Annotated in this window: 14 protein-coding genes, 1 tRNA gene and 2 pseudogenes; 14 read left to right on the top strand and 3 right to left on the bottom strand. The window is 50.7% G+C overall.

Going from position 1 to position 13543, the window contains the following annotated elements; translation table 11 throughout:
• Nucleotides 1-37: 37 nt before the first annotated feature.
• Nucleotides 38-721, bottom strand: a complete 684-nt coding sequence (locus tag GOV38_RS09540; protein WP_254430546.1) for a M48 family metallopeptidase — start codon at nucleotides 719-721, stop codon at nucleotides 38-40.
• Between the two features lie 100 nt (nucleotides 722-821).
• Between GOV38_RS09540 and GOV38_RS09545 the strand changes: the two genes are divergently transcribed.
• The 3 genes from GOV38_RS09545 (at nucleotide 822) to GOV38_RS09555 (ending at nucleotide 3063) form a co-directional block, all read left to right on the top strand.
• A complete protein-coding gene (locus tag GOV38_RS09545) occupies nucleotides 822-1145 on the top strand; it encodes a TIGR02300 family protein (protein ID WP_171100023.1) in 324 nt (107 codons plus the stop codon).
• A 141-nt stretch (nucleotides 1146-1286) separates the two neighbouring features.
• Nucleotides 1287-1362: transfer RNA gene (locus tag GOV38_RS09550), tRNA-Ala, on the top strand.
• Nucleotides 1363-1644: 282 nt separating this feature from the next.
• Nucleotides 1645-3063: a site-specific integrase gene (locus GOV38_RS09555; protein ID WP_171212993.1), complete on the top strand. Its 1419-nt coding sequence runs from the start codon at nucleotides 1645-1647 to the stop codon at nucleotides 3061-3063.
• A gap of 43 nt (nucleotides 3064-3106) precedes the next feature.
• On the opposite strand, the gene GOV38_RS09560 is transcribed toward GOV38_RS09555, so the two are convergent.
• On the bottom strand, nucleotides 3107-3703 hold the full coding sequence (locus tag GOV38_RS09560) for a hypothetical protein (RefSeq protein WP_217352079.1): 597 nt from the start codon (nucleotides 3701-3703) through the stop codon (nucleotides 3107-3109).
• Between the two features lie 92 nt (nucleotides 3704-3795).
• Entirely contained in the window at nucleotides 3796-5385 is a 1590-nt protein-coding gene (locus tag GOV38_RS09565; protein WP_171212994.1) for a DNA sulfur modification protein DndB, read from the bottom strand.
• Nucleotides 5386-5784: 399 nt separating this feature from the next.
• On the opposite strand from GOV38_RS09565, the gene GOV38_RS09570 reads away from it, so the two are divergent.
• The 11 genes and pseudogenes from GOV38_RS09570 to GOV38_RS22220 all read left to right on the top strand — a co-directional run.
• The gene (locus GOV38_RS09570) at nucleotides 5785-6345 is read left to right on the top strand and encodes a recombinase family protein (RefSeq protein ID WP_171212995.1); all 561 of its coding nucleotides are present in this window, start codon (nucleotides 5785-5787) and stop codon (nucleotides 6343-6345) included.
• A gap of 1355 nt (nucleotides 6346-7700) precedes the next feature.
• A complete protein-coding gene (locus GOV38_RS09575) occupies nucleotides 7701-8132 on the top strand; it encodes a cytochrome c (RefSeq protein WP_171212996.1) in 432 nt (143 codons plus the stop codon).
• Between the two features lie 10 nt (nucleotides 8133-8142).
• Nucleotides 8143-8484, top strand: coding sequence for a copper resistance CopC family protein (locus GOV38_RS09580; RefSeq protein ID WP_171212997.1), 342 nt, complete (start codon nucleotides 8143-8145; stop codon nucleotides 8482-8484).
• Between the two features lie 2 nt (nucleotides 8485-8486).
• Nucleotides 8487-9353, top strand: a complete 867-nt coding sequence (locus GOV38_RS09585) for a copper resistance D family protein (RefSeq protein WP_171212998.1) — start codon at nucleotides 8487-8489, stop codon at nucleotides 9351-9353.
• 11 nt (nucleotides 9354-9364) lie between these two features.
• A complete protein-coding gene (locus tag GOV38_RS09590) occupies nucleotides 9365-9799 on the top strand; it encodes a c-type cytochrome (RefSeq protein ID WP_171212999.1) in 435 nt (144 codons plus the stop codon).
• A gap of 276 nt (nucleotides 9800-10075) precedes the next feature.
• Nucleotides 10076-10384, top strand: a complete 309-nt coding sequence (locus tag GOV38_RS09595; RefSeq protein ID WP_171208846.1) for a hypothetical protein — start codon at nucleotides 10076-10078, stop codon at nucleotides 10382-10384.
• Nucleotides 10385-10779: 395 nt separating this feature from the next.
• A complete protein-coding gene (locus GOV38_RS09600; RefSeq protein WP_171208845.1) occupies nucleotides 10780-11538 on the top strand; it encodes a hypothetical protein in 759 nt (252 codons plus the stop codon).
• A 65-nt stretch (nucleotides 11539-11603) separates the two neighbouring features.
• Nucleotides 11604-11996: pseudogene (locus GOV38_RS22565) on the top strand (DUF6615 family protein); the annotation flags it as partial.
• 95 nt (nucleotides 11997-12091) lie between these two features.
• Nucleotides 12092-12793, top strand: coding sequence for a DUF6629 family protein (locus GOV38_RS09605; RefSeq protein ID WP_217352080.1), 702 nt, complete (start codon nucleotides 12092-12094; stop codon nucleotides 12791-12793).
• Between the two features lie 131 nt (nucleotides 12794-12924).
• Nucleotides 12925-13266: a copper resistance CopC family protein gene (locus GOV38_RS09610; protein WP_171208843.1), complete on the top strand. Its 342-nt coding sequence runs from the start codon at nucleotides 12925-12927 to the stop codon at nucleotides 13264-13266.
• A 2-nt stretch (nucleotides 13267-13268) separates the two neighbouring features.
• Nucleotides 13269-13543, top strand: a pseudogene (locus GOV38_RS22220) (copper-binding protein); the annotation flags it as partial.

Genomic DNA, 13543 nt, shown 5'->3' on the forward strand with positions numbered 1-13543 from the left:
TATGTGATCACAAAACTCTCGCGGGTCAACAGCCGGATCACTCAAAGCGATACCGATGAAGGGCCGCACCGTTTTCGCGCAGCCAGCGGCGTTGCGCCTTGCAGGGCCCAAAGATATTTTCGACCTGCGCCCAGAACGCCGGGGAATGGTTCATCTCAGCCAAATGCGCCACCTCATGCGCGGCCACATAATGCAGGACGTCGGAGGGCGCCAGGATCAGCCGCCACGAGAACATCAGCCCGCCCACAGAACTGCACGATCCCCAGCGAGACCGCGTGTCGCGCAGTGTCAGTGTCGTGTAAGACCGACCCAATATGGCGGCATAGTCGTCGCAGGCTTCGGTCAATCGATCCCGCGCCAGTTCTTTTAGAAACCGCGCCAGACGCCGCCCTTCCGAGCCCTCTGGCAAGGCCACTTCATGTGCAGTCAGCGCTACCCTGCGACCGGTTGCGTGCACGATTCGTCGCTCGGCCCCTTCGATCGGGATCAACTGTCCGATTTGCACCAGAGCAGGGTCGGGCTGGTCCTGCAGATGCTGTCGGATCCACCCTTCTTTCTGCTGTGCGAAACTCAGCGCTTCGGTCTCGGCCACACCATGGGGGTAGGTCAGTGTAACCCGCCCATCCAACTGGGAAATCCGCAGCGAGATGCGCCGCGCGCGGGCCGATTTCCGCAATGTCAGAGGCACCGGAGGTGTTCCGGGCAGCGCATGATGCCCCATAGTCGATTTCCCTTTGCGTAAAGGCTTTGACAGTCCCCGCCTGTTATGGCAGGTGACCTGAATCATTTATAGGATTCACCTGATATCAAGGGGATTTGATATGCCCAAGGAAGAATGGGGCGTAAAGCGTGTTTGCCCGACCACTGGCAAACGGTTTTACGACCTGAACAAGGACCCGATCGTCAGCCCCTACACGGGTGAGATCGTCGAACTGGAAACCGGCAAAAGCCGCATGATTGCCGCTGACGCGGAAGATGCAGCCTCGGTCAAAGCGCGTGAGGCGTCGTCGGAAGACGATATTGTGCTGGATGATGACGACGATAACGTCGATGTCGAACTGGACGATGATCTGCTGGAAGACGATGAGGACGACAACGTCTCGTTGGACGATATCACCGATATGTCGTCAGAAGACGAGTCCTGATCCGGTCAGGGGCGACCTGTTCGCCCCGTCCTCTTTGTTTGCAGGATCGAGTGAAAGATTTTCGCCAATCTCGCGATTTACTCTTGCACTCGCCCGCGACGTCTCCTAAACGTCCGTCCACCGCAACGGCGGTACCTGCATGGGGCCTTAGCTCAGTTGGGAGAGCGCTTGCATGGCATGCAAGAGGTCAGGGGTTCGACTCCCCTAGGCTCCACCAAAACCTAACAATACAACTAGATAGCAAGCATTAGAGCGGTGTGACACACAGGTGTGACACAAAATGAAGCTGCATGCGTATCTCTCACTGTCCCGACACGGCATCTATTACTTCCGCTGGCCACTGCCTGACACAAGACCAAAACACCACAATAGAATATGCACCACACGTAGGACCCTTCGAGTGTCATTGCGTACAAGGTGCCCTAAAGAGGCTGGTACTCTGGCACGGCGTCTTGCAGTGTGCGGCGACACAATAACAAAGCACATAGAACATTCGGGCATGAACTACGGCGAACTACGCAAAAAGGTGCATGAGCACTTCACGGAAGTATTAAAGAAGGCAAAGGCACGTAGGGATGAACTCGGCCCCTATACCGAACTAGAGAAAGAACGCATCGCTGACACCATCCGACTTCATGAGGCGGTTAATGAAGACTATTGGGACATGCTTGGCAGAGACTATGCCCGCTCAGAACTAGATAAGTTATGTAACGGTACCGGGGTCGGGCAACCGAAGACACAAGAAGAAGCCTTTTTGATCTTAGGTGAAATCAAGAAAGCTCAATTGGCACTAACCAAGGCCCTACTGGAACACGACAAGACCTTTGAGAAATACGATTTCTTAGCCCCAGAGGTAACCACTGAGGCACGCGATCCAGCGCCGCCACCTAAGCACGACGGCCCCACGCTTTCTCAAGCTGTAGAAGCCTATTTCACCGAGCAAGCAAAGATCGCGAACTGGACACCCGGAACAGTTCAGAAACGCCGGGCTGGATTGGCGATTGCAGTTGAGTGGTTTGGTGCAAATTGCGAAATGAACCAAATCGGCAAACAGCAAGCGGCAGAACTCAAGAACGCTATTCTGACATTGCCAGCCAACAGGTCGAAAGCTGCTGCGACGCAAGGGCTGACACTGCGTGAGGCCATAGACGTCAAAGATATTCCTAGGATCAGCAATGCCACGGTGAACAGCTACCTGAGTACTTACAAGAACTTTTGGGCGTGGGCAGAGGCACATGGCTGCGCTACAGAGGCATTGTTTCAAGGGCTAACTATTGGGAAAAAAGGCGGGCAAGCCAAAGAAAGAAAAGCTTACACGCAAGATGCGTTAAGCAAAGCCTACAAGGCGCTAACTGAACCGGAAAGCAAGTTTTACAGGAAAGAGAGCCACCGGTGGGCAACGCTTATAGCTATGTTCAGCGGCGCTCGATTGAACGAGGTGTGTCAACTAGAGTTGAGCGACATTAGGCAAGAAAAGGGCATATGGCTGTTTGACATTACTGAGGACGGCGAGAATAAAAAGCGGCTCAAGAGTGATGCCGCTCACCGCAGCGTTCCGATACATTCGAAGCTAATTGAGCTTGGCCTAATGGAGTTCATTTCTAATCGCGGCTTAGTGGACCAGAATAGGCTATTCCCAGACTATACCTATAGCTTAAAACATGGCTACGGTGACAAACTCAGCAAGTGGTTCAATCGAACCTTCACCACTAGCCTTGGCATCAAGTCGGACGCTCATGTTTTTCATGGGTTGCGTCACACCTTCGCAACTAGGCTAGCTCGCGCGGACGTAGCAACTGAACGCATACAATTCATCATAGGCCACGAGCGACAGGGCGTAACGCATCGGGTTTATTTGAAAGACGGCTATTCCCTACGTCAGTCCAAGTTCGATGTGGAGCAATTTTCAATCACGTAAACTAGGTTACGTTTGCAGATTGAAGGACAGCAACCTCAACGTCTTAGCCGAGATTTGAAGTCGATGGCACTCGATCGCCGTTAGTTCGAAGCAAGCATTCCAAAACACGTTTAGCTGGAACAAAAGCCCCTTCGTAGCCAAATTCGTGCCAGTCGATGTTCTCTCTTGCGCCCAGTTTATCCTGGTGCATTTTATCTCGGATTGCTTTTACTCTTCCGACGTTTTCATCCAAACACGCGCGACCTTTCGCGTCAAAATGTTGCACCAGTGCAGACTTCCAATCACTCACGTAAACCCGTCGTTCGGCGTCACCGCCAGTTGTCGACAAATAAAGTGAAGAACCAATCCCTTCGCAGACAGAGAATGTACCTACGCAGAACTCAAAGGTTAGCACCTGAAAATACGGTTCGAACAATACGGAGTGCCGACCTGCACAACGCGCAACTTCTTGGGGTACAATCAAACCCGCCTTCATTTCCAGGCCCGCTAAGGTGTGTTTTAGGTTTGAAACCAAACGACGTTTAACTGTTGCGTCCCAGTCGCTTGGTATAGTCCTCTTGAGCCAAGGCTCCCAACTTGCCGATGTGGATATCGCTCGAAAGCATTCAACATCTTCGTCAATAAAATCCAGGTAAAACAATGTCCTGCTCCAACGCACTTAGTGCTCATTCATATTTTAGATTGGGCCTGGCTCGCCACTTAATATCCGTTTGCAGCGAGCCAGGATGCTTGTCATGCTTCAGAAAGTAAGTCGCGTTCGGGCTCATGAGAGTGCCTGCTCGGCAGACCAGTTTGCCAACGGATCATGTCAGCGATTATTGGGAAGATATCATTGTGCTTGGCACCAAAACGCATGAAACCAGCTTGGTAAGACCCGATGTCTCGATTTGCGGTACCTTCCGTTGCCGGAAGCCAAAGGTACAGATCGGAAAGGCCAAAGCGTTCACGTTCTTCGTCAGACAACTCGTAGTAACGCCAAATCGGGTTGCTGTGAGAGAAGTCGACTTTCTCTAACCGGTCTATAATCTGTTCGAACAGCGCCGGACCAGCATCTGGGCGCCTGTTATTGAAGTTCAGATCATAAGCGAGCTTTGCTAAAGCCTTCAGGACGACAGGCTGAGCTGCGACCGTCTTTTCTTTTGATCGTTCTTCACCAAAACCTTCTATGTCTGAAATTGCTGACCAGAGTTTTCCAACAACTTCTTGCCGCGGCTCTACTACCGCAGGTGTGGCCCCTGACGCATTCGATTTATTCAAAAATGCAAGCGAACTTACAGCCACAACATCTTTCATAGGCAACTCGCCCGTATCTTTAGTCCAGTCTTTGATCTCAGTATCGTTGACTTGGACCAACCCGTTCGCAATGACCTGCGATTTTATGAACTGTGTAACGGGATTTGAACTGTCGAACTGGAGAGCCTGGCTAGTATTGATTTTTTTGCCGAGTTTGTTGAGGTCGTGAAACAACTGGCGCTCCTGCGCAATATCAAGGCCTAAGTGAACCTCCACAGTAAGGGTCGCATAGGACCTCGCGGCGTCAAAGGTCTCGTTCCAAACATCCATTTCTTCCGTCGTCACCTCTCGGCCTTTGTCGGGAAATAAGACGGGAACCTTAGCTGGGTACTTGCCGGTCTGCCTGACTATCTGAATAAAATTCATGACCATTTCAGCGGCTGCTCTCCGGTGTTGGCCATCAACTACCCATAGTACGTGCTTCTCAGAAAGAAAGACTTTGAATGCAGCAGTCTCCCCACTCAACGTTTCGAGACGAATGCCGCGTATGCTGCCTTGCCCTTTTCCGCCAAATGGAATGTTTCGTACGTTGCACACTATTGGCTGGAGGGAGAAGTAGGGCTGGTTGCCCAATGCATTCAGGATAGCTTCAAAAGCGTCCGTCCGTTCCTTGCCTTGTATTTCACGACGTATAGCTGCTGCCGACACCAAACCGCGCAGCATGTACTTGGCCAAGTTTCTCGCATGATTGACATCAAGCGGCCTTTGCGCGACCGGTCCTGCCTCGCGATCGTTTGCTACCTCGGACAAGTCGTGGAAATCTTTGAATTTCACAGACATAGTGAACACTCTGTGTCCCAAATTATGCCCAATAAAAACGTTAAACGGTGTTTCTTGAATGCTGCCCGATGCGTCGAGATCATCAAGGTCATCAAGTGCCTCATGCTTCGACAGTGGTTGCGGCAGACCTTCGCGAGATGGATGCATACTAAAACCTTCCATATTTTTTGCTACTATTTTCATACCCTGGTTTAGCTGATAAACTATCCTGGATACTTTTATCAACCCGAAAAAATAAAAAAATATCATCCAGGATACTTTTTTATCTATTCCAGGCCTGGAAATCCCCCACTATTTAACCTGCACTGTTGCTTTGGTCTTGCGAAGGAGCACTCCCGCAACGCAGAAAACCTGCAAATTTTTTTGAGGTGATATCTAACAACAGCCTTCAGCAATGCCCCCCCGCGGGGGGGGGAGGGAGCACCCGCAATGCAACTATTCCCGTGCAACATTCCGGCTCTCGATATGCCATTCTTTGGTCAAGATGCTGCCTTTGGCCAGGGAAGGAACCACAAGTCCCCCGCCTCAATAGACCCTGCTCCAGCGACACATCTGGCACACCTGCAAATTGTGTCTCACAGATATTGACTTTGCTTTTTGAGACAGTATGTGTCTCAATATCTAAGACTTTGAGAGACGGAACAGATCATGCTTGTTGGCTATGCTAGGACTTCCACTTTGGATCAAACGGCTGGGCTTGATGCTCAACTCCGTGAACTTGAGAAGGCCGGTTGCGAGAAGGTATTCACCGAACAGGTATCCTCAGTGGATGTGAGAGCGCGTGAGAAGCTCACAGAGGCGCTCAACTTCATCCGAGAGGGCGATCACCTAGTCGTCACCAAACTGGACCGTCTGGCGCGCTCTATGGCCCACCTGATGGAAATCCGCAGCCAGCTTGACGCCGTTGGGGCGCACCTAACGATCTTGGGGTTAAGTCTCGACACTTCCACTGCCCAAGGCAAACTGATGTTGAACCTGTTGGGAAGCGTGGCCGAGTTTGAGCGTGAGATTATGCTGGAACGTCAGCGTGAAGGAATTGCCAAGGCCAAAGCTGCCGGAAAGTACAAAGGGCGCAAACCAACCGCATTGGCAAAGTCGGACGAGGTGCTTGTTCTGGCAGGTGAAGGCATCGGCGCCACCAAGATTGCTCAAGACCTCGGTATCAGCCGCGCATCGGTGTACCGGATACTCAATGCATACCAAAGCTAACCGCTGCTACCCCTGATGTTGGCGGGCTGGACAGGTGCCAATCTGAACCTGAACAGATTTACGCTTGTGCCGGACAATCTGTCTTCTTTGCAATTCGGCAATGTTCTAAGGTTCAATTCGGGGATTGCTAGCCCCTTCCTCTTATGAGGGAAGAAACGGAAACACTCATGCTTTGCTTAACCCTCCCTCTTGTGAACCAATAAACGGATGCGTTCATGTTTTTGCATTCTTCATCCGTTTGCCCCGTTGGACTACTACAAGATTGAGGACAGATATACGTTTCCGAATGTGTGATCTGTCTGCCTCTGCAAGGTTATGTTCCAGATTATACCTAATGAGTAAAAATACAGCATTACTATATCATTAGTATATACAAACAATATGACTACTGCATAGCATTGTACACATATATACTTAATTTAGCGCACCGGATAGTATATACATATAATATACCAATAGCTCTACATAGAATACATGCTAGCTGTATCGGCACTAGATATTCATCAGTAATAGGTGTCGAATATTGTATAGTACTTATATATACAAAAAGCACATCACACCAACAGTAGCTCTATACACCACAATGATTAGTGCGCTGGATGGTTAGCCAGTATCAGCATGAAGATTAGTATACTTGGTATATACACCTAACTAGAACAGCATATCTATTTGTTTTACATCACCTAACATCATTGCATCCGGTTAAAAACCACAACTAAGGACCCACTGACTATAGCAGCCTCCCAACCACAAAGAGACTGCACTGGGTAAAGGAAAGCATAGCTGATACTAGCCAATCCTATGTACTGTAGACTGCAGAAGAGAGACCTTCTAACGAGAGATGAACCGTATAGCGTTGTCACGGGCGCTCCCGTGCAGTAGCGTCCAGCACCATGGTCATCCGGCGATACTCACTTGTGCTATTGGCTAGCGTTCTGGTCATCTTGACTAGCCTTGGCGGCATCGCTGACGCGTTATCAAATGGTTGCGTTGGCCTTCACTGTGAGGACCATGTGCTACCTACTGAACACTCTGCAGTGGCAAAGAGCAGCGGTGACGTCTCGGTTCCAAGTCATCATCATGACCCGGAGAGTTCAGGAACCGGAGAGTGCAATCCCTTTATCTGCCACGCAGTTGTATTGCTCTCCCACAACCGTGAAGCCGAGCAGGATCAACGTGATATTGATCTTGAGTTCCAGATTAAAGCCCAATCCAAGCTGAATGAACCAGACAGCCCTTACAGGCCCCCTGACCTTTGAAGCAGCGTAAATCCTTGCGGACGTAAGCGAACGGCACGTGCGGCTATTCGCGATGTGTCGCAGCACTACCAGCTTCCAAAATGTCAGGACCAATCCATGAAAAAAAGTTACTTACTAGTCGGCGCATGCACCGTCGCTGCCGTCGCCGCTTTCATAACTCTTCGGCCCGGTTCAATCGAAGAGGCCGCACCTCAGGAACCACTTGAAGGCGATGCTATGGTCGCAATTCAGATGCCGCCCATAGAGGGTAATGCCGCAGTCGGCCAGCGTGTCTTTGAGGTCTCCTGCGCCTCCTGCCACGGCGTCAATGCGGTCGGTGTTGAAGGCGCAGGACCGCCTCTGATCCACAAAATATACGAACCCAGCCACCATGCCGATGAAGCCTTTCAGCGGGCGGTTTCACAAGGTGTAAGAAGCCACCATTGGCAGTTTGGAGACATGCCGCCAGTAGAAGATCTGACGCGAGGTGACGTTGCTATGGTGATCGCGTACATTCGTGAAATTCAACGTGCCAACGGGATAAATTGAGGACAGGACCATGAAAAAGATCATAACGCTCGCACTCATGGTTGCTCTTCCCAGCGGCGTGCTGGCGCATTCCAAGGTCGAAGAAACAACCCCTGCCGACGGAGCCACAATAACCACTGTGCCCGCTGAAATTGGTCTCAACTTTTCTAAGGACATCCGGCTGACACGGATAGAAATGGCCCATGAAGAACACTCGGCAGTAAGCCTAGATTTGGGCGAGCAGACAAGTTTTGGTCAGGAGTTCACGATCCCACTGCCGAGCAATGGAACGGGCACCTATGTCATTGAATGGCGAGGCTTAGGTGAAGACGGCCATGCGATGCAGGGCGAGTTTTCCTTTACCGTGGAATGAGCATGCCAGATATTTGGGGTATTGCATCGGTCTTCGCAAAGCTGGGGCTCTACATCGGCTTTGCGGGCTCCACCGGGCTTATGATTGTTAGCTGCTTCTATTCCGGCTTTGTCGCACCGATACACCGGGTAATGAAGCGCCAAGCTAGGGCCTTAGCGTGCCTTGCTCTCGCCGCAACGGTAATTGGCTTCATGCTTCGTGGAGCCGCCTTAACAGGCGGAGTTGACGGCATGGTCGATCCAGAGATGCTTGGTCTACTTTGGCAGACATCCGTGGGCGACGTCCTTGTCTACCGCCTTATCGGCGCAGTGATGATCCTTGTGGGACTGTCTGTTCCTCGCTTTGGTCTATGGATCGCATTGTTGGGTGGCACAGTGGCTTTGTGGTCCTTTGCACAGATCGGGCACGTGCCCGAACTAGTGAGTTTTGGCGTCCAACTCTTGCTCCTGTTGCACCTGCTATGTGTAGCCTTCTGGGTGGGCATCTTTAGCCCGCTGCGGAGTATGGCTCTCATGCCTGAACACCTGACAGATGCAGCTGAACTAGGTCATAGGTTTGGGCAAACTGCTGCATTGGTTGTGCTGGCTTTAATCGGTGCGGGCCTATGGATTGCTTGGTTACTTATCGGCAATCTCCAAGGGCTCTTGTTCACTGGCTACGGGCGGGCACTGTTGTTCAAAGTGTTCCTTGTGGGGCTGTTGTTGATCCTCGCCGCAGCGAACAAGCTCCGATTTGTTCCGTCCATGCAAAGAGGAGAGGCTAAAGCAGCGCGACACCTCGCTCGATCTATCGAGGTCGAGGCAATAGTCGTATTAGTGGTTTTGGCGGCAACGGCGACACTCACCAGCGTACTAACACTTCCGAGTTAAGGTAGGTAGAGATGACCAAACATCTGTGTGCACTCGCTATATGCAGCATTGGTACTAGCGTCGCTGCGGATCATGAGTTGATTGACAGAGACCTAGCGAGTGGGCAGGAACTCTACGCAGAACACTGTGCCTCTTGCCATGGAGCTAATCTGGAAGGCCAACCCAACTGGCAGACACCCGACGATGACGGAGTGTTGCCTGCACCACCACACGACGTGACAGGGCACACATGGCACCATGATAACCAGCTACTGTTTGAGTATACCAAACTAGGTGGAGCAGACGCATTGGCAGCACGTGGCATTAAAGACTTCAACAGTGGCATGCCCGGCTTTGAAAGCACCCTGACTGACGAAGACATATGGGACGTGCTGGCCTACATACGCTCCACTTGGCCCGAGGATGTTCAGCAAATGCAGACCAGCCGCAACCTTCCGCACCAATAGGAGACAGTAGTCTGGTGTGTGTTTGGACATTCACAGTTCAACGCAGCAGGTTGTGCATTTCTATGTGTGACACTATGGTGAGACACACTGCAAACCAACACACTACAATAGTGTTTACTATCAGTGCATTAGGCGTTCGGCGGCGTTTCCCCTAGGCTCCACCAAACCCAAGACCTTAGGAGTATGATTTAAAAGTATTAATCCGAAAAACGGATTGATTGTCCCGCCATCTTTCCCACCACTTGGTTTCTCAGGACCGTTTGGAAAGGAAGTAAGATGACAAAAGAATCTCCCAAAGAAATCTGTGACGATACACTGGGCCTTGCTATGGAAGCGCGTGGTCTGGCGGGCGCTTTAGACAACTCTCTGTTTTGTGACAACGGCGGTCTGCAGGGCATGCACCCCGTAACTAGAACCACGATTGATGGTATAGCGAAAGCTCTGCTTCGGTCCACCGACGGCGTTTTCGACAGGATCGAACAAATCGACGCGGCTATCGATTGGCCTAATGCCGCAAAGGACACCCCCAAGTTGGTCAACGGTAAGGGCAATCGTTCAAGTGTGCGATCAGCGTTTAGAGCATAAATGGCCCCTCGTGTTTAGCACCCCGGGGGGTAATTCATTTGGGGGGGTGGGGAAAAAATTTGCACCTTCGGATGTAGTGTCCACTCCCACACTCGCGCGTCTCTTAAAAATTTCATATTTTAGTTGGTCTATCGCGTCTTTGATTGCTGGCAGCCCGATCCACGATGATCCAATCACGCTCCAACTTAAGCTCGGTCAGCGCCTTCTCGGCCCCAAGTGTTCATATTTCAAAAACAGCTTTTTCTTGTCGTTCTAAGCTATTTCTGGAAATGCTACTGTGCCGACGCTGTAAGATTAGCGCTGCAAACCGAAGTCTTCGGATGTAAATTCAACTGTGGCATAGCTAGACTACGACTTACTGTCCTGAATTTATTTGAGTAAACTTTGGAGGGGAAATGTTTAAGGAAGACAATTCTGCCAGTGCAGTGGCATTCGCGCGCGATTTTCTTGATCGGTATACGGCGGTTGGTTTCGGAGCCTTGTCGAAGCGAGAGGTTGATCTGCTACTGATTCAGTTGCTCCAAAAACACCTTTCAGGTTTTCATGCCAAGTCGGACTTTGACGCGGCTCTCATGCTTCGCACAACAAAGCGCAAGATCCGCGGACTGAGAGACGAGGTGTCGTTCCGCGAGGCCAGGAGTGAAGACTATCTGAATTCTAGTCTCCGCGCGGAGCTGAAGCGGGCGGAAGTGCTACCAAGTGATCATGGCATGGTCAAAATCCAGCTCGATGACGCTGTCTTGCGCGGCTACGCAGAGAAGCTTGTTCGCTCTGAGTTTGGGATCGTGGATGGTTCATTTAACTCGGCGATACTTCAGCTTTCCGGCGAAAAATACCTACTACTATGTTTGTCGGTTTTGAGTGCCGAAGAGCGTGAGCAAGCGCAACAGGCACTTGCTGAAATCCAGCCGCCAGAGCCACAAGCAGGAGAACAAGGAAAGACCCTGTTTACGCAATTCAAAGAGGCGTTTGTAGCAGGCGCTGGTCAACAAGCAGGCAAACTCTGCGTTTCAGGGGCGATGGCTTTGGCAACAGGTGGCGCCAGCGTGATACTTGAAACTACGGAGCCGCTCAAAGATGCAGGGAGAAGTATTGGTCAGGCTCTGCAGCAGTCCTGGAACTACTTCACACAAGATCAGGATGGTGGAGAGTAAGTGTGAGCCTTTGCGTTTCCTTTCAGGATTTATCGAAATGGACCTAGTCTCAATTAGAACGTAGCTTCTTGCTCAACTCACCCTTTAACGAGGAGACCATAACCGAGACTATTTTGCTTGAACTCAAGGCTCGGCATCCGCTCGACATAGGGGTCGTTAGTTTCATTAAATTTCAGGAGAAACAACTCGGTGCTGATTGGGAGTTTTGGTTCATCGATAAGAGCGAGCAAAGTGGTATCGGGTGGAGAGTACAGGCAAAGAGGTTGTATCGCCCTTCCGAAGAATACAGCGCCTTGAAACTGTCGGAGACCTCTCCTTCCTCCCAGATTCAGACACTTATTTCGCGAGCGCGAAGTCAGGGGCTGGTTCCAATATACTGCTTCTACAACTCCGTTTCTGATCCAAACGATGTAGTTCTAGCTTGGGCTTGTCGTTCGTATTCAGCGAATACGGTGTAGATAACACCTAAACTATAGTGAGATGAAAAGCTTGGCTGCTACAATCACCGACATATGATGCTGGCTAGAGATATATGTACTGAATGGAGTTAAAGATGTGCTTTTCAGCTACGGCAAGTTTTGTCGCTGGGGGAATATTGTCCGTTGCCGGTGCAGCTACCATGATTTCTGCATGCAGACAGAAGTTGGGGCGTGGCCTGATATTCCTGTCATCTTTTCCGTTAGTTTTCGGTTTACAACAAAGTCTTGAGGGTTTGGTCTGGCTCGGGATATCCGACCAATTGTCTTTGAGACTTTTATCGATAGTAAACTATGGCTTCATTTTTTTCGCGTTTTTCTATTGGCCTGTTGCTGGCCCAACTGCAGGTTTTCTGATCGAAAAGCGAAAGTGGCGTAAACACTTATTCGGTGGACTTATCATTGGTGGTTTGGCTGTGGGAACTTACCTAATGCTAAACGCAATCAATAACCCCGTACTTCCCACCTCTAGCGATGAATGGGGAGGGCATATTTTGTACCTACAAGGTATGACCCTTATCCCAAACATCCAATACATTTACTTCTTTACTGCATGTACTGCGCTAGCAGCCTCATCGAACCCCACCGCTTTCAAGTTTGGCCTAGCGCTTACAGCGTCGTTTCTCGTCACGCTCTTCGGTTATGAATTGTTTGTTCTACCTTCGGTGTGGTGTTTCTTCGCTGCGCTTTGCAGCATCGTCATTTCATATGACGTTCTTCGAGGTAAGACTGTACAATACTTAGAGAAGCAGAGTGATGATCTCCGGGCCATTGTCTGACGGACGTATAACGGGTGCTGTCAGACTAATTCGAACCAGTCTCAGTTTGCTGCGGAAACTGCGAACCTATCCGGTGATCGCGTACATTCGTGAAATTCGACGTGCCAACGGGATAAATTGAGGGCAGAACCATGAAAAAGATAATAACGCTCGCACTCATGGCTGCTCTTCCCTGCGGCGTACTGGCGCATTCCAAGGTCGAAGAAACAACCCCTGCCAACGGAGCCACAATAACTACTGTGCCCGCTGAAATTAGCCTCAACTTCTCTAAGGACATCCGGCTGACACGGATAGAGATGGCCCATAAAGAACACTCGGCAGTAAGCCTTGATTTGGGCGACCAGACAAGTTTTGGTCAGGAGTTCACGATCCCTCTGCCGAGCAATGGAACCGGCACCTATGTCATCGAATGGCGTGGTTTAGGTGAAGACGGTCATGCCATGCAGGGCGAGTTTTCCTTTACCGTGGAATGAGCATGCCAGACATTTGGGGTATTGCCACGATCCTCGCAAAGCTGGGGCTCTACATCGGCTTTACGGGGTCCACCGGGCTTGTAATTGTTAGTTGCCTCTATTCCGGCGTTGTCGCACCGAAAAACCTCGGGATAAAGCGCCAAGCTAAGGCCTTAGGGTGGCTCGCTCTCGCCGCAACGGTTGTTGGTTTCATGCTTCGTGGAGCCGCCTTAACAGGCGGAGTTGACGGCATGGTCGATCCAGAGATGCTTGGTCTACTTTGGCAGACATCCGTGGG

This window comes from Ruegeria sp. HKCCA5839 (assembly GCF_013035585.1).
GTDB lineage: Bacteria > Pseudomonadota > Alphaproteobacteria > Rhodobacterales > Rhodobacteraceae > Ruegeria.

What these genes read in the sequence shown, in the direction of transcription:
- GOV38_RS09540 (WP_254430546.1), bottom strand. Translation starts at nt 721, where the DNA reads ATGGGGCATCATGCGCTGCCCGGAACACCTCCGGTGCCTCTGACATTG.
- GOV38_RS09605 (WP_217352080.1), top strand. Translation starts at nt 12,092, where the DNA reads ATGTGCTTTTCAGCTACGGCAAGTTTTGTCGCTGGGGGAATATTGTCC.
- GOV38_RS09575 (WP_171212996.1), top strand. Translation starts at nt 7,701, where the DNA reads ATGAAAAAAAGTTACTTACTAGTCGGCGCATGCACCGTCGCTGCCGTC.
- GOV38_RS09580 (WP_171212997.1), top strand. Translation starts at nt 8,143, where the DNA reads ATGAAAAAGATCATAACGCTCGCACTCATGGTTGCTCTTCCCAGCGGC.
- GOV38_RS09600 (WP_171208845.1), top strand. Translation starts at nt 10,780, where the DNA reads ATGTTTAAGGAAGACAATTCTGCCAGTGCAGTGGCATTCGCGCGCGAT.
- GOV38_RS09570 (WP_171212995.1), top strand. Translation starts at nt 5,785, where the DNA reads ATGCTTGTTGGCTATGCTAGGACTTCCACTTTGGATCAAACGGCTGGG.
- GOV38_RS09565 (WP_171212994.1), bottom strand. Translation starts at nt 5,385, where the DNA reads ATGATATTTTTTTATTTTTTCGGGTTGATAAAAGTATCCAGGATAGTT.
- GOV38_RS09545 (WP_171100023.1), top strand. Translation starts at nt 822, where the DNA reads ATGCCCAAGGAAGAATGGGGCGTAAAGCGTGTTTGCCCGACCACTGGC.
- GOV38_RS09590 (WP_171212999.1), top strand. Translation starts at nt 9,365, where the DNA reads ATGACCAAACATCTGTGTGCACTCGCTATATGCAGCATTGGTACTAGC.
- GOV38_RS09555 (WP_171212993.1), top strand. Translation starts at nt 1,645, where the DNA reads ATGAACTACGGCGAACTACGCAAAAAGGTGCATGAGCACTTCACGGAA.
- GOV38_RS09585 (WP_171212998.1), top strand. Translation starts at nt 8,487, where the DNA reads ATGCCAGATATTTGGGGTATTGCATCGGTCTTCGCAAAGCTGGGGCTC.
- GOV38_RS09610 (WP_171208843.1), top strand. Translation starts at nt 12,925, where the DNA reads ATGAAAAAGATAATAACGCTCGCACTCATGGCTGCTCTTCCCTGCGGC.
- GOV38_RS09595 (WP_171208846.1), top strand. Translation starts at nt 10,076, where the DNA reads ATGACAAAAGAATCTCCCAAAGAAATCTGTGACGATACACTGGGCCTT.